Origin of the sequence: Streptomyces sp. NBC_01450, assembly GCF_036227505.1 — a bacterium.
GTDB lineage: Bacteria > Actinomycetota > Actinomycetes > Streptomycetales > Streptomycetaceae > Streptomyces.
On the sequence record NZ_CP109480.1, the window covers coordinates 649,959 to 671,961 of the forward strand.

Consider the following 22,003-nt stretch of genomic DNA (forward strand, 5'->3'; position numbering starts at 1 on the left):
GGGCGTCCCTGCCCGGCCGACAGTCGTCGGCCGGGCAGGGACGCTTCACACGGTGAACTTGACGGCCTCGATCCAGAGCAGGTTGCTCAGGGTCCCGCCGAAGATGTAGTTGTCCCCACCGGGCTCGTCGCAGCCCAGGCCGTGCCAGCCCTCGTTGTGGACGTGCACGGTCTCGCACACGACGCTTTTGCTCTCGCCGACGTTCATGGCGAAGCCCAGCAAGTAGGGATCGTCCTTCTTGGTGCTGCCGATGTAGAGGTCGTCGCCGTCGACCACGCCCTTCCACGGCCCGTCGTAGTGCCCCTTGCCGTCGGTCGACTGGGGGTAGTGGACGAAGGCGCTGGCAGCGGTGCCGTCGGTGTCGGACGTGGCGAGGTTGAGGGACTTGATCGGGCGGTTCTGTCCCACCGTGCCGGCCACGGCGCCGTCGCACACCGGTTTGGTCCAGCCTTTGTCCGTCAGATAGGCGCGGTAGCAGATGTGCCGTCCGGGGTCCTGCGCGGCCAGCTGCGCGACAGCTGTCGCCGCCGTGTCCTCCTGCGGCTTGGCCGACTCCTTCGGCTCGGCCTCGGGCGAGGCTCCACCGCCACCCCCGCCGCCGCTCGCGGACTGTGTCTCGGTCGCCGCGGGCGCGACCGGAACCTCGGCGCTGGGCGAGGGCGCGGGCGGCGCGACGGAGGCCGAGGGGCTGGGCGGCAGCGTGCTGATGCCGGCTTCCTGGAGTTTCTCCGTGGCGGCCGTGCGTACTTGGGGCTTGTACGCGATCCACAGCATCACAAAGGTGATCGCGAGCGCCATGAACACACCCAGGAACGTGGCAAGCCAACGCGGCAGAAACCCGCGCTGCACATACGTACCCTCCACCGACTGCGGCGCCGTACCCGACCGCTGAATCGCCAACGAGTACGGCCGCTGCTCCTTCGACCCGAACCAGATGATCTGCCGCGGCTTCAACGTCGCCCTCACGAACACCGCACGACCCGGCTCCACCTGCACATTACTGGGGTGGATGTCGTACGACAGATGATCACCGTTGTCACTGCCACCGATCGACGCCGTCAGCCTCGTATTACCGAGATTGTCCACCGCCAGCTTCGGCCGCCCACGAAAACGCCCCTTCACCGTCGGAGGCACCAACTCCGCCCGCACCTCGGTGAACGGCGTGATCGTCAGATTCCCCTCAGGAACCGTCGTCGCCTCCGGATGCTCCGTCGGCGTGATCCGCACCGCGAACGGATTCGGCCCCGCCACCGCATCCGGAGAACGAGGCGGCGAGAACGTCAACTCCACCGTCCCCGTCGTCCCCGGATACAACCGCAGCGTCTGCGGCTCCACGGTTGTCCAGGGCGCCACATCACCCACCGGCTCGAACCGGTACTCATCCACCACATCACCGGTATTACGCAACCGCAGCCGCACCTTGGTACTGCCACCGGGATCCACAGTGCTGGAGGCAGGCTCCAACGAAGTCCAAAGGCTCACCCCGTCGACGCTATGGCCGGGGTGCCGCTCCCGTCAGCAGGCATCGGGGCATGACGGCTGCCCAAAGAGCTGCGGCACACTGCCCTTTGTGGGTCAGGACGGGTGGACGATGTCCCACTCCTGGTCGTCGGTCTTGCTGCAGTAGTAGATCGTGAGCGGGGTGTCGTTGCCACCGGTGCTGAAGCCGGCGACGTCCAGGCACAGGTGATTGCTGGAGTAGTTGCGGATCCAGTAGTGGCCGTCGTCCTGTTTGTCGAGCCACCACAGCTGGTTGTCGGCGGTCGTGCCGTCGCACTGGAACTCGAACACACCCGTCTGCGCGGGCTTGGCGCCGTAGTCCGGCAGGTCCATGCACATCTGGTCCTTGACGTTGCGGATCTGGAAGAGGTCCGACTTCTCGGGACCGCCGCCCTTCTCCCGCACTTCGAGGTTCCAGAGCTGGTTGTCATGGGTGGTGCCGTCGCAGGTGAACTCCCTGACCGGGCCATTCACCGAACCCTTTTCGTAGCCCGGGATGTCGGCGCACTTCTTGGTCGTGGGGTTCCTGAGCACGATGTTGGTCGCGGGCAGCGGCCCGGTCGCCGTCTTCTTCGTCGCCTTGGGACTGGCCACCGCTCCACCGCCACCACCGTCACCGCCACCGCTCTCGGGCGTCTGCTGTGCCTGGGACGGAGCCGGGACCTCCGCCGGCGCCGAGCTCGGCGCCGCCGACAGGGACGGGGTGGGTGCCGGGAGCGTGCTGATGCCGGCTTCCTGGAGTTTCTCCGTGGCGGCCGTGCGTACTTGGGGCTTGTACGCGATCCACAGCATCACAAAGGTGATCGCGAGCGCCATGAACACACCCAGGAACGTGGCAAGCCAACGCGGCAGAAACCCGCGCTGCACATACGTACCCTCCACCGACTGCGGCGCCGTACCCGACCGCTGAATCGCCAACGAGTACGGCCGCTGCTCCTTCGACCCGAACCAGATGATCTGCCGCGGCTTCAACGTCGCCCTCACGAACACCGCACGACCCGGCTCCACCTGCACATTACTGGGGTGGATGTCGTACGACAGATGATCACCGTTGTCACTGCCACCGATCGACGCCGTCAGCCTCGTATTACCGAGATTGTCCACCGCCAGCTTCGGCCGCCCACGAAAACGCCCCTTCACCGTCGGAGGCACCAACTCCGCCCGCACCTCGGTGAACGGCGTGATCGTCAGATTCCCCTCAGGAACCGTCGTCGCCTCCGGATGCTCCGTCGGCGTGATCCGCACCGCGAACGGATTCGGCCCCGCCACCGCATCCGGAGAACGAGGCGGCGAGAACGTCAACTCCACCGTCCCCGTCGTCCCCGGATACAACCGCAGCGTCTGCGGCTCCACGGTTGTCCAGGGCGCCACATCACCCACCGGCTCGAACCGGTACTCATCCACCACATCACCGGTATTACGCAACCGCAGCCGCACCTTGGTACTGCCACCGGGATCCACAGTGCTGGAGGCAGGCTCCAACGAAGTCCAAAGGCTCACCCCGTCGACGCTATGAGGACTACCCGCTCCGGTCAGGAGACCAGAGGGCACAAACGCTGCCCGGAAGTCCCCTGCCACGGCACCGGAACGGAGCGCCAGACATCACGCGGACCCACTCCGTGGCCCATTCGGGCACGGGGTCTGCTCCCGAACAGGTCCCCGGTGACCTTGTGGGCCGGGCGGAGGACGCTCGCATCATTCTTCTGGTGAGTTGTGTGACCGTGCGCTCGGCGGACCACACGCGGACGGCCGAGGAGGCAGACGGTGCAGGAACGCCAGACAGACCAGCAGCAGGCCCGAAAAGGTGGGCCTGCCGACCGGGCGGCTGCACGGCGGACGGACGGGGCCGCGGGCGCGGGCCCGGTACCTGGAGCAGCCCTGCTGCCCGGCGGCGGATTCTCCCCGTCGGCCGTGACCGCGCTCCAGCGCACCGCGGGCAACGCGGCGGTCGCCGGACTGCTGGCCCGGGAGGCTCACGAACACGGCCCGGCGTGCGGGCACTCCGCACCGGTGCAGCGATCGGCGGTCCATGACATCCTGCGCAGCACGGGAAGCCCGCTCGAGACCGGGGTCCGGACAGAGATGGAGGCCCGTCTCGGCGCCGACTTCTCCGACGTACGTCTGCACACGGACGCCGTGGCGCAGCGTTCCGCGGCCGAGATCGGCGCCCATGCGTACACCTCCGGCAGCCATGTGGTCATCGGCCCAGGGGGCGCCGACAAGCACACGCTCGCTCATGAACTCACGCATGTGGTCCAGCAGCGGCAGGGCCCCGTCGCGGGTACCGACAACGGCAACGGGCTGCACATGTCCGACCCCGGGGACAGCTTCGAGCAAGCGGCCGAGGCCAATGCGAAACGCGTCATGTCCGGGCCGGTCCCACTGGAGAACCGGCCGGCCTCCGCCGGTGCGGTCGAGGCGGCTCCGGTGCAGCGCGCCGCACTGCCGATCCAGCGGGCCCGCATGGCCAGCGGGAACATCGCGTTCACCAACGTGGCCAACAAATACCCGGAGTACTTCGGCAAGGCCCAGCGCGTTCTTCAGTTGCTGTCGGAGCACAACCTCATCAGGGACTATCTCCGTGGCCGCCCGTGCGACATCGTCCTGGAGAAGCGGATCACGGACACTCCGGCCGAGGTCAAGGACAACGGGGACAAGGGCGTAAAGGTCATTCTCGCCGCGTACTACTTCGAGAACTATGACATCGGTTACATCGTCGGAATGCTCTCCCACGAGTTCGGCATACATCCTCTCGCGGAGGCAAAGCCTCAACTCCTCGACGAGGAGCAGCATTTGAAGGGGATGCCCTTCCCCGTGCCGGGTCTCGAGGAACAGCCGAAGTTCATGAACTCGGCCGAGGCCAAGCAGGCCGACCACGTGCTCGGCGTGATTCCCCAGGGCCCCCGCTACGGGGTCTACAAGGCGGTCACCACGGAAATGGCGGAACGTCTGCTGCAGGACGTGAAGGACCAGGTGGACGGCGCCAAGCAACAGGACGTGACCGACCTTCTGGACTGTTTCCTGATGGATGTCGCCTCCATGGCGGCGACGAATGACAACCGGCTCCTCGGAGCGCCCCCGAAGAGCGGATCGGAGGCGGTCCGCAAGGACATCGCACAGGTCTACAACCGCTATCGGGCCCTGCTGTCGGCCGACTTCCCCGAAGACTCGCCGATCAAGCCGCTCTTCCCTCCGGAGAAAACCCCGGAGGTCGTCAAGCAGGACTTCCTGACGCTCACCGCGAGAATCGCGAAGGGCGCCGCGTGGGCGTGGAGCATCAGCAACTAGTACGGCAGAGCGCGACCAGTACGGCAGAGGTGTGCGCGCCGGTCCTCGGGGGCCAGGGCCCCTACACCCCCGCAATCCCCCTCCCGAATTGCCCCTGGGGGCAACACAGCTGCCCCCGACCCGGCACCGCAGGACGTTTCGGGAGGCGCGCTTCGCGCGTGAGGGTGAGTGACGTCCCATCTCGTACCCCGAGGAGAGCAGAGCATGCCGTCCTACCTGTCGCCGGGCGTCTACGTCGAGGAGGTGGCCAGCGGCTCGCGTCCGATCGAGGGCGTGGGCACCTCGGTGGCGGCCTTCGTCGGGCTCGCCCCGATCGGCCCCCTGAACGAGCCGACACTGGTGACCAACTGGACGCAGTACGTGGCGGCCTTCGGTGAGTTCACCGACGGGTACTACCTCGCGCACTCCGTCTACGGCTTCTTCAACAACGGCGGCAGCGCCGCCTACGTCGTCCGGGTCGGCGGAACGGCCGGCGGCGCCTCGGGCGACTCCGTGGCCCCCGCCGCGGTGACCGGCTCCGGCGCGCAGGCCGCGCTGCCCCCGGGCGAGCCCAGGCAGCTCGGCACGTTCTCGGTGAGCGCCGTCGCCGGCGGATCGTTGAGCGTCGAGGTCGCCGACCCCGAGGGCGAGGGCCCGGCCGAGCGCTTCAAGCTGATCGTCAAGGACGGCGACAAGGTCGCCGAGACCTTCGACGTGACCGCCAAGAAGGGCGGCCGCAACTACGTGGTCACCCAGGTGAAGGAGCGCTCCAAGCTCATCGCCGTGCAGGAGGCCGCGCCCGCCGCCCAGCTGGCCCGCCCCGACAACCAGACGGTGGCGCTCGCCGCCCCGTCCACCCCGTCCGCCTCCTCCCCCGCCGTCCCGGCCACCACGGACGACGGCCACCCCGGCCCCGCCCAGTACCTCGGCGACTCCGCAGACCGCACCGGCTTCGGCGGCCTGGAGGCCGTGGACGAGGTCTCGATGGTGGCCGTCCCCGACCTGATGGCCGCCTACCAGCGCGGCGCCATCGACCTGGAGGCCGTCAAGGCCGTCCAGCTCGGCCTGATCGCGCACTGCGAGCTGATGGGCGACCGGGTCGCGGTCATCGACCCGCCGCCGGGCCTCAACGCCCGTCAGATCCGGGTGTGGCGCCAGGAGACGGCCGGCTACGACTCCAAGTACGCCGCCCTCTACTACCCCTGGATCAAGGCCTTCGACCCGGCCAGCGGCCAGTCCCGGCTGATCCCGCCGAGCGGCCACGTCGCCGGCATCTGGGCCCGCAACGACTCCGAGCGCGGAGTGCACAAGGCGCCCGCCAACGAGGTCGTACGAGGAGCGGTGGACCTGGAGCTCCAGATCACCCGCGGCGAGCAGGACCTGCTCAACCCCATCGGCGTCAACTGCATCCGCGCCTTCCCGGGCCGCGGTATCCGCGTCTGGGGTGCCCGCACCATGTCCTCCGACCCGGCCTGGCGCTACCTGAACATCCGCCGGTACTTCAACTACCTGGAGGAGTCGATCCTGATCGGCACCCAGTGGGTGGTGTTCGAGCCGAACGACCACGCCCTGTGGGCCCGGATCCGGCGCAATGTCTCCGCCTTCCTGGTCAACGAGTGGCGCAACGGCGCCCTCTTCGGCTCGCGGCCGGAGGAGGCGTACTACGTCAAGTGTGACGAGGAGACCAACCCGCCGGAGTCGGTCGACCTCGGCCGCGTCATCTGCGAGATCGGCATCGCGCCGGTCAAGCCCGCCGAGTTCGTGATCTTCCGGCTGGCCCAGTTCTCCAGCGGCAGCGGCGAGTTGGAGGAGTAGGACCGCCCTCTCGGCCATCGGCCGCCAGCTCCGCCCCGTACGCCCAAGAAACCCTAGAAGGACAGAGAACAGATGAGTCTCCAGCCGGGTGACGCCCTTACTTCACACAATTTCGGCCTCCAGATCGACGGTGTGATGGTCGAGTACCTCGCGGAGGTCAGCGGCCTCAGCATCGAGCAGGACGTCATCGAGTACCAGCAGGTCTCCTCGCAGGGCATCCCCGTCACGAAGAAGCTGCCGGGCGTGAAGAAGGCCGGCACCTGCACGGTGGTCCGCGGTATGACGCAGTCGGCGGCCTTCAACCAGTGGATCACCGAGTCGGTCGCCGGTCAGATGAGCACCGCCCGCAAGAACGCCACCATCATGGTGATGGACTACATGAACAACCCGGTCAAGCGGTACAACATGCGCAACGCCTGGTGCAGCAAGATCGACACCAGCACCGTGAAGGCGGGCGAGGCCTCCGCGCTCACCGAGACCGTGACGATCACCTTCGAAGAACTGGTCATCGAGTAATGCGCCGTACGGCTCCCAGGGCGGCGGCCGCGGCCGTCGCCGAACCGGAGCCGGAGCAGACCGCTGCTCCGGCTCCGGCCCCGGTCGCGGCTGCACCCGTGCAACCACTGCGCACCGAGTTCGAGTTCGAGCTGCCGCGCGGGTACGTGGACGACTCCGGCACCGTGCACCGGCACGGCGTGATGCGGCTCGCCACCGCCCGCGACGAGCTGGTCCCCTTGCGGGACATGCGGGTGCAGGAGAACCCGGCGTACCTGTCGGTCGTGCTGCTCGGCCGGGTCATCACCCGGCTCGGCACGCTTCCGCTGGTGCACGACGGGGTGGTGGAGAACATGTTCGCCTCGGACCTGGCCTTCCTGCAGGACTTCTACCGTCAGGTCAACGCGGAGGGCCACACCCGTGCCGCCGTGACCTGCCCGCACTGCGAGGAGCCGTTCGAGGTCGAACTCGGCGGGAGCCGCCTGGGGGAATCGTGACGTACGCGACCGACCGCATCCAGGAGGAGATCGCGTACATCGCCTATCACTTCCACTGGAGCCTGGAGACCATCCTGGATCTCGAACACCGCGACCGGCGCGGCTACACGGAACAGATCGCGGCACTCGTCAACCGCGGCGCCGGAGAAGGGTGACACGGCGTGGGGCTTTTTGATCGGCTGCGGGGCGGCGGATCCGAGCGGGGGTCCGGCAGCGGTTCCGCCGCCGCGTCCGCTTCCGGACCTGCCGGTGCCACGGCTCCGGCAGGTGGTACGGAGACGGGGACCGGGACGGGCGATACGTCCACGGCGGGCGGTGCGGGGAGGGCAGCCGGTGCACATGTGGTCCGGCCCGCCGCCTGGCCCGCGCTGCCACCGATCCAGCGGGCCACGGACCGGCCGGGCTCCGTCGCCGACGCCGGGTTCGGCGGCCGGCTGACGACCTGGCAGAACCCCTCCTTCACCGGCACGCTGTCGCACGCCGTCCTCGACGGCGCGCCCGGCGGACTGGTCAAGGGCGTGCTCGCGGCCCCGGTGGGACCTGCCTCCGGGCTCGAACTCCCCTCGCTCTCCCTGCCGGTGGCCTCGGCCCTCGCATCGGGCGAGGGGACCGACGCGGTGCCCGTGCGGCGCATGAGTTCCCCCGGCGCGGCCCTCGGTCCGACGGGCCCACGGGTGACGCCCGCCGCGCCCCGGGCGACGCGGCCGACCTCGCTGACCAAGGCGCCGGCCAGGCCCGCCGTACAGCAGCGGGCTCTGCCGACGGTCAAGCCACCCGCGCCGCGACCGTCCGCGCCACAGCCGTCCGTATCGCCGCCGCCCGTCTCGCATGCGTCCGCACCGCAGCCGCCGTCGGCGCCCGCGGTCACCGTCCCGATCACCGGTGACCGTGACGGTGGCAGAGGCAGCGGCCGTGACGGTGGCAGTGGCGGAACGACGTCCGGTTCTGCCGCTTCCGCGAGCGCTTCCCGGACATCGGAGACTGTTCCCCAGGCTTCGGACACCGTTCCCCGGGCTTCGGCCGCCCCCGCCGGGGCCGAATCCGCCGCACTCCCGGGTTCCGGGGCGCCGACTGGCTCCACCGGCCCGGTCCCGCCTCCCGTCTCCGTGTCGCGATCGCGCGACGGTTCTGCCGCCAGGTCCGATCTTCCGGTCCAGCGGAGTACGTCGGGCGGTTCCGGACGTACGGGGCTGGGGGCGCCGTCCGTTGGGGACGGACCGTCGGCCGGGGCATCCGTACCGGTGTCCCCCCTTCCGGCGGCACCGGCGGCGCCGACCGCTCCGGTGACTCCGATGGCTCCGGCGACTCCGATGGCTCCGGGTGTCAGCCCGGCTGCGGGGACACCACGTCGACGCTCGGGGCTGGGCGCGCCCTTGTCCGCTCCGCCTTCGAACGCGGCGCCGGTACAACGCCCGGTGCAGCACGCGGTGCAGCGTGCGACCGGAACCCCAACGGGACGACCGGGAGTGCCCGGCGGTACGACGACTCCCTCCGGGACGGCATCTCCCAGGCATGGAGCCCCGTCCGGGGACCTGCCTGTTCAGCGTGCGGTGTCTTCCCCGACCCCGGCTCCCGCCACGGCCCCGGCTCCCGCCCCGGCGGGTTCCACCGCGCCGGGTACGGCCACGCTCGACAGTCCTGTCGTACAGCGGGCCGTCGTGGCGGAGTCTCGCGCTCAGGAACGTACGAGTGCGGCGGAGACAACAACAAGTCCCCCGCCCCTGCCCGTCGCACGGGCCACGGCGGAAAGCCCGGCGGGCAGTGGGCCCGTCGTCCCCCGGCAGGACGCCGGCGGGGAACCAGTCGCTCCCTCCTCCCCGTCGCCACGTCCACAGGTGCGCGCGCTCGCTCCCGCACGCGCGCTGACCTCGCTGCTGCCCGCCACGCCCCCTGCCGTCATGGTCCAGCGCCGGACCGCTCCCGCCGCCGTACCGCTGCGGCGCGTCGCCTCAGCCGACAGCGGCCGGAGCGGGTCCCGTTCCAACGGCTCCGGCGGCGGCTCTTCGAACGGCCCGTCGGCGCAGCGTGCCGGCGGACCCACGCCGGCAGGAGCAGCCGTCCCGGCAAGGGGCACGTCCGTCACCCCCGGTGTGGCCGTAGCCGGACCGGCCCCGGCCCCGACCCCGGCCATACAGCGTTCCTCGGCAGCCGGGGCCCGTCCCGTGTCCGGCGGCGGCCTGGTACCCCGTCCGATACCCCGATCACCTGAGGCACCGGGGACGGCACCCTCGTCGCCCAGGGCTCACGGGTTGCCCGGTGGCGCCGGTGCCGTGGTGCAGCGGGCGGTGTCGCAACCGTCCGTCGGCGGACCCGTCGCCGTTGCCCACGGCCGTACGACGACGCGCGGCCCCGAGGCACCCGGCTCCGGTGCCCCGGTCCTCCGGCGCCTTGCCGCCGTCCCCCTCGCGCGGCCCGGCACCGGGGCGAGCGGCCCATCGGCGCGACGGAGCCCGACCTCCACGGGTCCCGCGAAGCCGTCGACCCCGAGCTCGCCAACGGCAACCGCCCCTGCAATCCAGCGCGTTGCCTCCTCGACTCCCTCGACTCCCTCAACTCCCTCGACACCGCTGCCCGGTGCGAGTACGTCGTCGGCAACACCCGCCGGTGCCACGGGCCCCCTCGCCCCCCACGCACCTGCTCCTGCTCCTCTTCCCGCACCCGCACCCGCACCCGCACCCGAGCACCCCGGCATCGCCCGTACGAACGTCGCCGTGCCCGCCCTCAATGCCCCCGCTGTGCCCACCCCGCCCGTCGTACAGCGCTCGGCAGTTCGGCAGCCCGAGACCTCGACCCCCGCACCACAACCCCAGGTGATCGCGAAGCAGCACCGCGCACCTCGCCCCGACGCCACGACCCCACGCCGTCTCGGCCTCGGTGCCCCAGTCGTCCAGCGAGTCACCTCCGAGCCCGCCCCGCTGCGGCGGGCATCCGACACGCCCGCCGTTCAGCGGTCATCCGCCCCGGGCACGCCCACGCCTCGACCGTCGGGTGGACTCACCCTTCCGGCACAACCCGCACAACCGACGCCCCCGATTCAGCCCACGAACCCGACAGCCCCGACGACCCCAGCGCCCCCGACGACATCCGCGAGCCCCACCCCCCGAACGGCCGTCCCCCTCAACGCAACCCCCGCCACCCCACCCGCAGCCCTGCCGGTGCAGCGCTCCTCCACCACCTCTCCTACACCCACTGCCACCGCACCTGTCACCCCCGTCGTGCCCCCGGCCCTCCCCTCAGTCCAACGGGACGTCAACCCGACATCCCCTCCCGCGCACTCACCCGCCTCGCATCCGCCACCGCCACCCCCTCCTCCGAGCGGCCCCCCGCCCCCGTACTCCGCGACCGAGCCGCCCCGTCGGCCCCTGCCCTCGCATGCCGCGCGCGAGGAGGAGGCCCCACCCACGTACACCGCCGTCGATTTCGATCCCCGCTCTCTGACGCAGGGTCAGATCGACGAATTGACATACAAGTTGGCAGGGCCGATCACCCGCTTGCTGCGGACCGAACTCCGTCTCGAACGGGAGCGGATCGGCAAGTTGCGCGATCCCCGTCGCTGACCTCCACCACCCCGTCCGACGCCCCTCCCCGTACGACACCCCGAGAAAGGCCGATCCCCGATGGCCACCGATCGAGACCCGGGCTCCACCATCTTCTTCACCCTGACCATCGACGGCGAGAGCCTCGGTTACTTCAACGGGTGCGAAGGACTCTCGTCGCAGGTGGAGATCGAGCAGCGCCAGGAGGGCGGCAACAACGGGTTCGTGTGGCAGCTTCCGTCCCGTGTGACCTTCTCCAACATCCGGCTGACCCGCCCGCTGACGCCGGACACGGCGAAGGTCGCGGCCTGGGTGTCGTCGGTGACCACGGGGGTCAAGCGGCCGACCGCGCAGATCGCGGCGTTGCGCGCGGACGGATCGGAGGTGGCCCGCTGGGGTCTGCTCGACGTGCTCCCGGTCAGTTGGCAGGGGCCCTCCCTGGACCCGGCCAGCCCGGCCGTGGCCACGGAGGTGCTGGAAATCACCCACCACGGGTTCACGGACTAGGGAACGGCGAAGACCATGGCAGGCAAGTCAGGAAAGGGCGGCGCGGGCAAGAGTCTTGTGAGGGCCACACTGGCCATTCACGAGCCGCCCATCGGCCGCAGCACCACTCCGGGCGCGTTGACCAAGACGTTCAACTTCGACTTCAACCCCTCGACGCTCTCACTCAGCCGTCGCGCCCGCTGGAAGACCACCCCGACCGCGGCCGTACGGAAGGGCTCACTCCCGGAGTTCATGGGGCCCGAGCCCCGCGAGATGACCGTCGAGATCTTCCTCGATTCGTCCGACGACCCGACCAGCAATTCGGTGCTGAAGAAGGTCGAGGCGCTGTTCTCCTGCTGCGAGGTGACGGAGAAGAGCATCGCGGCGAAGCAGCCGTCCACTCCGTGGGTGGTGTTCCAGTGGGGGTCGTTCTCGACCGCGCGGTTCACGGCGTACGTCAGCTCGGTGGACGCCAGTTACTCCCTGTTCGGCACGACGGGCGTGCCCATCCGCGCCACCTGTCAGGTGCATCTGCACGAGATCCCCAGCAAGACCAAGGGGCAGAACCCCACGTCGGGCGCGCTCACCGCACAGCGTGTGCACCGGGTCGTCGCGGGCGACTCGCTGCAGTCGCTGGCGTGGCGGGAGTACGGGAACGCGGCGGCCTGGCGGGCGATCGCCGAGGCGAACGGCATCGACGACCCGAACCGGCTGTCGAACGGCGTCGAGCTGGTGCTGCCCGCCGCCGAAGAGGTGGGTTTCTGATGGTGCAGCCCTCGTACTCCAACGTCGTCCACGTGACGGTGGACGGCAGTCCTGTCCCGGAGAAGATCGCCTCCGACCTCGTCGGCTGCTGGGTCGACCTCGGGGCGGGGGTGCCGGCCGCGTTCCGGCTGACCTTCCGCGACCCGGACCGGCTGGTGCTCGGTGAACTCGGCATCCAGTGCGGCACCCCGGTGACACTCGCGCCGGTCGCCGACGGCCAGGGCGCGGGCTCCCCGCTGCTGACCGGCGAGGTGACCGGCATGGAGACCGACTACGACGGCACCGGCACGTTCACCGTCATCCGCGGCTACGACATGGGCCACCGCCTGATGCGCCAGCGCAGGGTGGCCGCGTACCGCAATCAGACGGCCGCGGACATCGCGAAGAAGCTGGCCACGATGAACGGCATTCCGATCGGCGGGGGGAAGGGCGGCATCAGGCCCACCACGACGGTCTACGAGTTCATCAGCCAGGCCAACGTGACCGACTGGGACTTCCTCGCCCGGCTCGCCGACGAGAACGACGTGGTCATGTCGCTGGACTCCGAGGGGAGGTTCCAGTTCGCCAAGGCCGACCCGGCCTCCACGGCGCCGCCGACCAGCATGCCCGGCGACAAGAGCCCCTTCGTCCTGCAGGGCGGCGTCGACGTACTGCGCTGCCGGGCCGCGGTCACCTCCGCCGACCAGGTCGCCAAGACCGAGGCACGCGGCTGGAACGTCACGACGAAGAAGAAGCTCACCGCCACGTCGCCCGCCACGTCCAACGACGGCTTCGCCATCGGCACCACTCCGCAGAAGACGGCGAAGAAGTTCAAGACCGCCAAACTGGTCGAGACCGACACACCCTTCGACCGCCTGGCCGAGGTGAAGGTCGCCGCCAAGGCCCTCGCCGACGACGTGACCTCCTCCTTCGCCGAACTGGAGGTCATGGTGTTCGGCAACCCCAAGCTGCGGCCCGGTGTTCCGGTCACGCTGACCGACGTGGGCAAGCCGTTCGAGGGCAAGTACACGGTGACGTCCGTGCGGCACGTCTTCGGCTACGACGAGCACTACCAGACCTGGATCACCGTCAGCGGCCGCCAGTGGCGCTCCTTGTACGGCCTCACGTCCGGCGGGGGCACGGCCACCGCGCCGAAGCTGCCGAGCGTGGCCAACGCCCTGGTGACGAATGTGCAGGACCCGCTGAAGCAGGGCCGGGTCAAGCTCCAGTTCCCCTGGCTGGACGACGCCTACGAGAGCGACTGGACGCGGACCGTGCAGCTCGGTGGGAAGGGCGGCGGCGGGGTGTTCCCGTTCGACGTCGACGACGAGGTGCTGGTGGCCTTCGACCGCGGCGCCCTGGACCACCCGTTCGTCATCGGCGGCCTCTACAACGGCAAGGACAAACCGACCGTGGTCAGTGACGTACCGCTGCACGACGGGCTGAAGAAGCAGGCGATCCGGCACACCCTGTCCGACCGGAAGGGCAACCGGGTGGACCTGCTCAGTCAGCAGACCGGTGGCCGCAAGCAGGGGGTGCGGATCGCCTCCGGCAACGACAAGCTGATCATCAATCTCGATCGCACGAAGACCGAGATCACCGTGGACAGCAAGGGGTCCGTCACCATCAAGGGCAGCCGGTCGGTGTCGGTCGAGGCCGGCACCGATCTCACCCTGAGCGCGCGCCGGCGGCTGACCATCAAGAGCGGCGGCCCGCTCGACATCGAGGGCCGCGGGCTGGTCAACCTCAAGTCGCTCGGTGGTGCGGTCACCGTCGACGCGATGGGGGCGCTCAGCCTCAAGGCGGTGGGTGCCGCGACGCTCACCGCCGGCGGCAGCGTGCAGGTCAACTCCATCGCGAATGTGGGCATTCGGGCCATCACGCTCGCCTTGCAGGGTGTGGTGCTGGTCAACAACAAGCCGTATCCGCTGCCGTGACGGCCGGGACGTTCTTCAGGAGTAGGCGGGTGGCCCTCTGATGGCCGAGCAGTTCGTTGGATCCGGCTGGGCGTTCCCCATGCGCATCGGTCCCACCGGTGGCATCGCCCTGGTCAGCGGGGAGCGCGAGATCGAGGAGGCCATCCGGCTGGTGCTGGCCACCGCGCCGGGCGAGCGGCCGATGCGGCCCGAGTTCGGCTGCGCCATCCACGACCTGGTGTTCGCGCCGGTCAACGAGGCGACGGCCGGCCGGATCCAGCACGAGGTGTACACCACCCTGGACCGCTGGGAGCCACGGATCGAGGTCAACGACGTCGAGGTGACAGCAGGGCCGGACCAGGGCGTGCTCTTCATCGACGTGCGCTATTCGATCCGCGGCACCAACAACCCGCGCAGCCTGGTCTTTCCGTTCTATGTCATCCCCTCCCACGAGGAGCCCGACGCCCCCGGCGCGGGCAACTCCCTTGAAAGCGACCGCTGATGGCACTGCCCTCCCCGAACCTCGACGACCGCCGCTTCCAGCAGTTCGTCGACGACGCCAAGCGCTACATCCAGCAGCGCGCCCCCGAATGGACCGACCACAACGTGTCGGACCCTGGTGTCACCCTCGTGGAAACGGTCGCCCACATGGCCGACCAGATCGTCTACCGGCTCAACCGCGTCCCCGAGAAGAACCACCTGGCCTTTCTCGACCTCGTCGGCATCACCCTGTTCCCGCCCTCGGCGGCCCGTACGGACCTCACGTTCTGGCTCTCCGCACCGCACGAGGAGCCCATCGTGCTGCCGGTCGGAACCGAGGCCGCCACCGTGCGCACCGAGAACGAGGAGGCCGTCGTCTTCGCGACCGAGCGTGAACTGACCGTGGTTCCCTGCTCGTTGCGTCGTCTGGTCGTGCAGCAGAACGGTGGCGCGGTCACCGACCGGACCGCCGATCTCGCCGAGGGCAAGGACGTGCTGTGTTTCGCGGAGTCGCCGAGCCCCGGTGACTGCATGCTCCTCGGCCTCACCTCCGCCGTTCCGCACTGCGCGCTGGGCCTGGAGCTGGACAGCCGGGTCGACGGTGTCGGTGTCGATCCGCGCCAGCCGCCGCTGGTCTGGGAGGCGTGGACCGAGGACGGCTGGGCGGCCTGCGAGGTCGACCGGGACGGCACCGGTGGTCTCAACCGGCCCGGTGAGGTGGTCCTGCACGTCCCGGGCGGCCACACGCTCTCGCGCACCGGCGGCCAGGAGGCGGGCTGGGTGCGCTGCCGGGTCACCGAACCGCTGTCCGACCAGCCCTTCTACACCACGTCTCCGACCATCAGGTCCGCCGACGCGTTCACCCTCGGCGGGACCACCTCGGCCATCCACGCCGAGACCGTCCACGACGAGGCGCTCGGCGAGTCGACCGGTCTGCCCGGGCAGCGGCTGCGGCTCGCCCACTTCCCCGTCGTCGGCGACACCCCGCCGGTACTGCTGCAGACCGCCGAGCGCGACGGCTGGGTGGACTGGGACGTCGTCCCGCACTTCGCCGCGTCCGGTCCCACCGACCAGCACATCACCCTGGACGCGGCGACCGGCGAGATCGCCTTCGGGCCCGCCGTCCGCGAACCCGACGGAACGATGCGCCAGTACGGGACGGTGGCACCCAAGGGGGCCGTGATCCGCGCCCGCCGCTACCGCACCGGCGGCGGCCGGGCCGGAAACGTCGCCCGGGGTGCCGTCCAGGTGCTGCGCAGTTCGGTGCCGTACGTGGCCGACGTCGTCAACCGGGAGGCCGCCCGGGGCGGAGTCGAGGGAGAGACCGTCGAGGAGGCGAAGACCCGGGCACCGATCACACTGCGGGCCCAGGAGCGGGCCGTGACCCTGCGCGACTACGAGGAACTGGCCCGGCGCGCCGCCCCCGAGACCGCCCGTATCACCTGCCTGGAGGGCGAGGAGGGCGAGCACGGCGCCTACGCGGTCCGTGTCCTGGTCGTCCCGCAGGCCGTGCCCGACCCCGGCGGGCGGCTGCGCTTCGAGCAACTCGTCCCCGGTGATGCCCTGTTGCAGCGCATCACCCGGCACCTGGACGAGCGCCGGCTGATCGGTACCCGGCTCGCGGTCGGCCCGCCCTTCTACCAGGGCGTCACCGTCGTCGCGACCGTGCACGCCTTCCGCGGGGTCGACACCGACCGGGTGCGTCGCCAGGCCCACGACGCGCTCTACCGTCATCTGGACCCGCTCACCGGCGGTTCGGACGGCACCGGCTGGCCGTTCGGCCGGCCCGTACAGGCCGGCGAGGTCTTCGCGGTACTGCAACGCGTGCCCGGCGTCGAGCTCGTCGACGCGGTGCAGCTCCACCCCGCCGACCCGCTGACCGGCAAGCGGGGCGACCCGACCGACCGGATCGACCTGGAAGCCCCTTCCCTGGTGTTCTCCTTCGACCACCGGGTCCGCGTCATCGGAGACGGTTCATGAGGGGCTCCATCGACGGCCTGGAGTCCTCGGCGCCGATCGGCGCGATGCTCCCCGCGGTCTTCGCCGACGACGACCTGGCGCTGCGCTTCGTCGCGGGCCTTGACGAGGTGGTCGCGCCGATCCTGCTCGCCCTCGACTGTCTGCACACCTACTTCGACCCGGCGCTCGCTCCCGCCGACTTCGCCCGCTGGCTGGGCACCTGGGTCGGCGCCGAGGTCGACGGCACGGAACCGGACGCGCGGCTGCGCGCGGCCGTCGCCGCCGCCGCGTATCTGCATCGCGTACGAGGCACCCGCCGCGGCCTGTCCGAAGCGATACGCCTCGCCTTCGGTGTCGAGCCGGAGATCAGCGAGAGCGGCGCCGCCGCCTGGGACCCGCGTCCGCTCGGCCCGGTCCCCGGCGACCGCCGCCCCCGGTTGCACGTCACGCTGCGGCTGCCCGACCCGACCCCGGCGGACGAGTACCGGCTGGAGAACCTCGTGGCGGCCGCCCGTCCCGCCCACATGCCCTACACGGTCCAGGTGACCGCCGCCGAAAGGATCCCCGAGAAATGACCACCCAGACCCCAGGCACCGGCCCCGGGCGTGCCCCGGCCTGCGCCGAATGCGGCACCCGGGCGGAGCCCGGACAGTCCTTCTGCGACGCCTGCGGCGCGGTGCTCGACTGGGCCGGGGACCCGGCTCCGGCGGGGGTCGCCGCCCGGACCCTTCGTCCCGCGGCCGCCGACGAGGCGGCGCCGACGGCGGGCGACCAGGGCTCCCGGGCGGCGGGATCCGCCGGACCGGCCGACGGCGAGCCGGGCTGGGACGCGTTCGCACGACCGGGCGCCGGTACGGGGACGGCTCGTACGGCGCACGACACGGCGGGCTCCATCGCGGAGGCGGACACCGTGGGCGCCGACAGGGCGGGCACCGCGCGGCCCGCACGCGACCCGCACGAGGACGATGCCGTCGGCAGTGGACCGGACGCGTCGGCCCCCGGTACGCCGGTATCCGGTACGCCCGTATCCAGCGAAGCGGCGGATCCGAGCCCGATGAGCGACGACACGGCGCGTCCCCACCCGGCCCCTGTCGCCGCCCACGGCTCCGTTCCCGCCGCTCCCGCGCGGCCGGACGAGACCGCGGCCACCGAGCCACTGCCGTCCGCCGCCCCCGACCGGGACGCGGCGGCCGAGCGGGCCAGGTCCCTGCTGGTGCCGGTGGCGGACCCGGAACCGCGGGTCGCGCCGTCGGTGGCGCCCGTGCTGCCGGGCCGCCCCGTGGCCAACCGCCCGCAGGTGCGCACCCCGGTCGCGGAGCCCGGTGCGGACGGGGGTGTGCCCTGCCCCTGGTGTGCCACTCCCAACCGGCCGGACCGGCACTTCTGCGGGCGTTGCGCGCTGTCCATGGCCGGGGAACGGCAGGCGCCGGGCCGGCTGCCCTGGTGGCGTCGGGTGCTCAACTCCCGCAACGGGGAGGTGCCGTGGGCCGGGGACCGGCCCCGACTGCGGCGGGGCTTCGGACGCGTCATGAACTGGGTGGTCGGCGCGGTGGTGCTCGGCCTGCTGGTGTTCGCGGCGATGAACACCGGTACGGCCGTGCAGGCGGTGAAGGACCACTTCGCCAAGCGGGTCCCGGTCGGCCCCGACCACGTGAAGGCGTCCCGTTCCTTCCCCGGCCACGGCGCGGGGCTCGCCTTCGACAAGCTCAACAACACCTGGTGGGGACCGGGCATCGCGCAGTCCGGCGACGGCGAGTGGCTCGAGGCCCGCTTCGAACAGCCCACCCGGCTGCTGGACGTGATCATCACCTCGGGCACCTCCAACCACGCGGACCAGCTCACGAAGTCGGCGCTGCCGCACCGTATCGAGGCCCGGATCACCACGGCGAACGGCAAGACGACCACCCGCTTCCTCACCCTCGACCAGGTTGCGGGCGGTCAGCAGCGTAAGTTCCGCGTGGGTGATGTCACGGCGGTCCGTTTCATCATCCGCTCGGCCTACGGCGCCGCCGGGGACAAGCAGGTCTCCATAGCCGAGATCGAGTTGTTCGGTCCGTCGAGCGCCAACGACTCGTAGGGACACCGAGGGCCAGTGGGGAAGGTGCCATTCCATGGTCAGGTGCTTCCGGTTCTGGCCGAACTGGGAGGATGAGTCCCGCGGTCCCGCCGCGGCCTTACCGTAGAGGGAAGGCACCTGACCCGAGGAGAAGCACCACCTGTGCACGACGCACCGATCTACGCCCAACTGATCTCCGAACGAGGGGACATACCCCTGCAGGTCCGCAACGAGGCCCGCAGGATCCAGCGCGAACTCGAATGGATCCTCAACAGGGATCCCTCGTCGGGCGGTCTCCTCCCGAGGCCACCCGGCACTTCGGGCCCCAGCCCTCGCGCTCTGCCCCCGTCCCTTCCTCCCGGGAACAGCTCCACCGGATGGCTTTCCTGACGGCACGTCAATTCCGGTGTACCGCTCGGGTGGGAGCGTGCCGCCGTCCCCAGGGAACGGCGGCCGCTTCACTCCGTCACTCGTCCGTCGCCGCACCGAACCGGGCGCCCGTGCCGTCGCGGTGCGGGGACTTCCGGTCAGGTCGTCGAGGACGGGCCACCCTCGGGCTCGTTCCCGTCGCTGCCCTGTTCCGGGGTCCGCCGGTAGCTCTGGAGCTCCAGCAGCCCTTCCGTCTTCTCCGAACGCCCCCCGGACTTCTGGTCGCCCGCGTTCTGACCGTTCAGATTCTGGCGGACCGAGTCCAGGATGGTCAGGCCCTGCGCGACCAGCCCCGCGGCGATCTCGCCCAGGCCGTCCGCGCCGTTCAGGACGTTGACGTTGGCGCCGGCGAGACCGCCCGCGGCCTCCTTCACGATCAGCGGGAGCTGGTCGATCAGCATCCGGTCGAGCGCCACGCGGTCGTGCGAGGCGGCGGCCTCGGCCTGGATCTTCATGCGTTCCGCCTCGGCGATGGCGAGCACCTTGATCCGCTCCGCCTCGGCCTCGGCGGGCTTGACGATCTCGGCGACGAGCTGCTGCTGGCGCAACTGAGCCGCCCGCTGGGCCAGTTCGGTCTGCGCGGCGAGCACCTCCTGCTGGGCGTGCGCCTGCGCCAGCGGTCCGGCCTGGGCGGCCTGCGCCTGCGCGCGGTCCACCTCGGCCGAGTACTCCGCCTTCACGACCGCGGTCTGGCGGGCGTACTCGGCCTGGTTGCGCGCGGCCACCTGCTCCGCCTCGACCGAGGCCTGGGTCGCCTGGGCCTGCGCGATCTGGGCCTGCCGCTGGATGGCCGCCTTGTGCGGTGCGGACATGGCCTCGATGTAACCGACGTCGCCGTCGTCGATCGACTGGATCTGCAGCGAGTCCACGATCAGGCCGATCTTCGCCATCTCGACCTTCGAGGTGTCCAGGACCTCCGCGGCGAGCTTCTGCCGCTCCGTGACGATCTCCTCGACGGTCATCGAGCCGATGATGGCGCGCAGATGACCGGCGAAGATCCGGCCGGTCAGCACCGACATCTGGTCCTGGTCGGAGAGGAACCGCTGACCGGCGTTGATGATGCTCTCGTGGTCATTGCCGACCTTGAACGCGATCACGGCGCGGACGTGCAACGCGATGCCCTGCCGGGTCACACAGGTCTCGGTGACCTCGGCCTCGCACATCGACAAGGTGAGGAAGCGGGTCTTGCGAAAGACGGGGAGCACGAACTTTCCGTGTCCCGTCACCACTCGGAACGGCGCGCCCCCCAGTCCCCGCCTGCCTCCCGAGATCAACATCGCCTCGTCGGGAGCGGGAACGCGGTAACCGAACATCCTGTTTCTCCTTAACCGGCGTCGACGGAATCGCCGTCCAACGCGTCCAGCGGATCGACCCAGCGGATGACGTCGACCTCACGGCATCCTCTGGATTCGACCACGAGCACGGTCGCCCCCGTAGGCAAGGGCTCCTGCGACCAGGCTAGGAAGGTCTCGGATCCGCCTCTGACCCGCACGAGTATCTCGCCGGGACCGGCGGTTCCCCGTGTGCCGATGAGCAGCTCCCCGGTACAGCCGATCACGGCCTCGTCCTGCACCACTGTCGGCCGCCTCCCCATTTCTCTGGTTCTGCTTCCGACCTTAGACCTCCCCCGCCTCGGACGCCTACGCCCCCGTCTCCGCCGGTGTCACGCCCCGCGAGCGGACGCTCAGCTCTTGGTGAACCGGTAGGTCTTGCTGTCGGTCAGGACGCAGAAGCCGGGCGACACGACGATCACGCGCAGTGTGCCGGTGCGCCGGTCGTAGTCGATGCCCTCGGCCTCGAAGGTGCCCGAGCAGGAGCTGCGCAGCGGGAGCTGACGCAGGGCGGTGACATGGCCCGTCACATCGCCGCTGCCACTCGGTGCGGCGGACAGGTCGATCTGCAGCAGCGGCTTGGTGATGCCGAAGAGGCTGCCCTCCGGGTCGTCGGAGGAGCACAGCAGCTGGGTCGCGGTGACGAAGTCGCAGCCCTGCACGTCACGGACGGCGTGGTCGAGGTTGATGGTGGAGGCCTGCGGGAGGTTGGCCGAGGGGGAGGTGCTCGCGTTCACGCCGGGGGTCGGGAACACCAGCAGCCGGGTCATCGTGCCCCACTCCCCCGACACCATCCACTGGCCGTCCGGGGAGATGGTGTCGAAGGAGTTGTTCAGCGCCTCGCCGGGGCTCAGCGCGTGGACGTACTCCGACCATGCGCCGCCGGGCGCCTGCACCCGGAACATCTTGGCGCTGCCGGAGTCGGCCTGGTACGGCTCGACGTAGTAGCCGTTGTAGGAGGCGTCCGGGTCGCCGACGTGGTTCCAGCCACGGCTGCTGACGCCGATCGGGATGGTGCCGATGCCGGTGTAGTGGTTGGGGCTGCCGGCCGGAACCTCGACCGAGGTCAGGCCCTGGCTCTCGGTCAGCGGGTCGGCACGGTCGGAGCCCACCTCGGTCCAGGTGTCGGCGGCCGCGGCCGGCGTGGTGGCGGAGACGGACAGCACGGCTGCCGTGGCGAGGGTGACGAGACCGGCCAGGACCGTGTGACAACGTTGCCGGGCGGGCATGCGCATGAGGTGCTCCTCGGTGGGGGGTGCGGTTTCGGCGCACAGTCTGGCCCGTCAACTGCGGTCATGTACAGAGCAATATAGGAGCGTTGACCGTCAACTCACCCACCGGACAACGGCAGTTACCCGTCTCGTCCTCTACACCCTTGTCACCGCGCCGAGTTCCGTACGGACTCGGGTCCCCGCGCCGATCGCCACCGCGCGGCTGCCCAACCGGGCCCGCGTCGGGGTCACCCTCGCCCGCCGCCTCGGCCACACCCCGG

The 22,003-nt window shown here is 70.5% G+C and carries 17 protein-coding genes; 12 read left to right on the forward strand and 5 right to left on the reverse strand.

The features are described 5' to 3' along the window. Positions 1–45 precede the first annotated feature (45 nt). Both OG568_RS02985 and OG568_RS02990 read right to left on the reverse strand, forming a co-directional pair. On the reverse strand, positions 46–1,482 hold the full coding sequence (locus tag OG568_RS02985) for a hydrolase (RefSeq protein ID WP_329530140.1): 1,437 nt from the start codon (positions 1,480–1,482) through the stop codon (positions 46–48). A gap of 93 nt (positions 1,483–1,575) precedes the next feature. Further along, positions 1,576–3,000, reverse strand: a complete 1,425-nt coding sequence (locus OG568_RS02990) for an RICIN domain-containing protein (RefSeq protein WP_329530141.1) — start codon at positions 2,998–3,000, stop codon at positions 1,576–1,578. Between the two features lie 264 nt (positions 3,001–3,264). On the opposite strand from OG568_RS02990, the gene OG568_RS02995 reads away from it, so the two are divergent. From OG568_RS02995 to OG568_RS03050, 12 genes are all read left to right on the forward strand, one after another. Beyond that, positions 3,265–4,788, forward strand: a complete 1,524-nt coding sequence (locus OG568_RS02995; protein WP_443077525.1) for an eCIS core domain-containing protein — start codon at positions 3,265–3,267, stop codon at positions 4,786–4,788. Between the two features lie 204 nt (positions 4,789–4,992). Continuing rightward, positions 4,993–6,582 carry a phage tail sheath subtilisin-like domain-containing protein gene (locus OG568_RS03000; protein ID WP_329530142.1) on the forward strand — a complete coding sequence of 530 codons (1,590 nt, stop codon included), beginning with the start codon at positions 4,993–4,995 and terminating at the stop codon, positions 6,580–6,582. 72 nt (positions 6,583–6,654) lie between these two features. After that, a complete protein-coding gene (locus OG568_RS03005) occupies positions 6,655–7,098 on the forward strand; it encodes a phage tail protein (protein WP_054230236.1) in 444 nt (147 codons plus the stop codon). Beyond that, a complete protein-coding gene (locus OG568_RS03010; RefSeq protein WP_329530143.1) occupies positions 7,098–7,574 on the forward strand; it encodes a hypothetical protein in 477 nt (158 codons plus the stop codon). Before OG568_RS03005 ends, OG568_RS03010 begins: the two co-directional genes overlap by 1 nt. Then, positions 7,571–7,729: a DUF6760 family protein gene (locus OG568_RS03015; RefSeq protein WP_095856654.1), complete on the forward strand. Its 159-nt coding sequence runs from the start codon at positions 7,571–7,573 to the stop codon at positions 7,727–7,729. Before OG568_RS03010 ends, OG568_RS03015 begins: the two co-directional genes overlap by 4 nt. A 3,462-nt stretch (positions 7,730–11,191) precedes the next feature. After that, a complete protein-coding gene (locus OG568_RS03020; RefSeq protein WP_054235291.1) occupies positions 11,192–11,617 on the forward strand; it encodes a phage tail protein in 426 nt (141 codons plus the stop codon). 15 nt (positions 11,618–11,632) lie between these two features. After that, positions 11,633–12,361, forward strand: coding sequence for a CIS tube protein (locus tag OG568_RS03025; RefSeq protein WP_266589651.1), 729 nt, complete (start codon positions 11,633–11,635; stop codon positions 12,359–12,361). Continuing rightward, entirely contained in the window at positions 12,361–14,277 is a 1,917-nt protein-coding gene (locus tag OG568_RS03030; protein ID WP_329530144.1) for a VgrG-related protein, read from the forward strand. The genes OG568_RS03025 and OG568_RS03030 overlap by 1 nt, the downstream gene beginning before the upstream one ends. 40 nt (positions 14,278–14,317) lie before the next feature. Then, a complete protein-coding gene (locus tag OG568_RS03035; protein WP_266424410.1) occupies positions 14,318–14,758 on the forward strand; it encodes a GPW/gp25 family protein in 441 nt (146 codons plus the stop codon). Beyond that, positions 14,758–16,716, forward strand: coding sequence for a putative baseplate assembly protein (locus tag OG568_RS03040; protein WP_329530145.1), 1,959 nt, complete (start codon positions 14,758–14,760; stop codon positions 16,714–16,716). Before OG568_RS03035 ends, OG568_RS03040 begins: the two co-directional genes overlap by 1 nt. Continuing rightward, complete coding sequence (locus tag OG568_RS03045; protein WP_266589646.1) at positions 16,713–17,270, forward strand: phage tail protein; 558 nt, start codon at positions 16,713–16,715, stop codon at positions 17,268–17,270. The genes OG568_RS03040 and OG568_RS03045 overlap by 4 nt, the downstream gene beginning before the upstream one ends. Next, on the forward strand, positions 17,267–18,772 hold the full coding sequence (locus OG568_RS03050) for an NADase-type glycan-binding domain-containing protein (RefSeq protein ID WP_329530146.1): 1,506 nt from the start codon (positions 17,267–17,269) through the stop codon (positions 18,770–18,772). The genes OG568_RS03045 and OG568_RS03050 overlap by 4 nt, the downstream gene beginning before the upstream one ends. Positions 18,773–19,278: 506 nt before the next feature. Here OG568_RS03050 and OG568_RS03055 read toward each other — a convergent pair. The 3 genes from OG568_RS03055 to OG568_RS03065 all read right to left on the reverse strand — a co-directional run bounded on the left by OG568_RS03055 (position 19,279) and on the right by OG568_RS03065 (position 21,746). Next, positions 19,279–20,493 carry an SPFH domain-containing protein gene (locus OG568_RS03055; protein WP_266424421.1) on the reverse strand — a complete coding sequence of 405 codons (1,215 nt, stop codon included), beginning with the start codon at positions 20,491–20,493 and terminating at the stop codon, positions 19,279–19,281. Between the two features lie 11 nt (positions 20,494–20,504). Beyond that, positions 20,505–20,756 (reverse strand): hypothetical protein, encoded by a 252-nt coding sequence (locus tag OG568_RS03060; protein WP_329530147.1) that lies wholly within the window; start codon positions 20,754–20,756, stop codon positions 20,505–20,507. Between the two features lie 108 nt (positions 20,757–20,864). Continuing rightward, positions 20,865–21,746 (reverse strand): hypothetical protein, encoded by an 882-nt coding sequence (locus OG568_RS03065; RefSeq protein ID WP_266424427.1) that lies wholly within the window; start codon positions 21,744–21,746, stop codon positions 20,865–20,867. Positions 21,747–22,003: the final 257 nt, after the last annotated feature.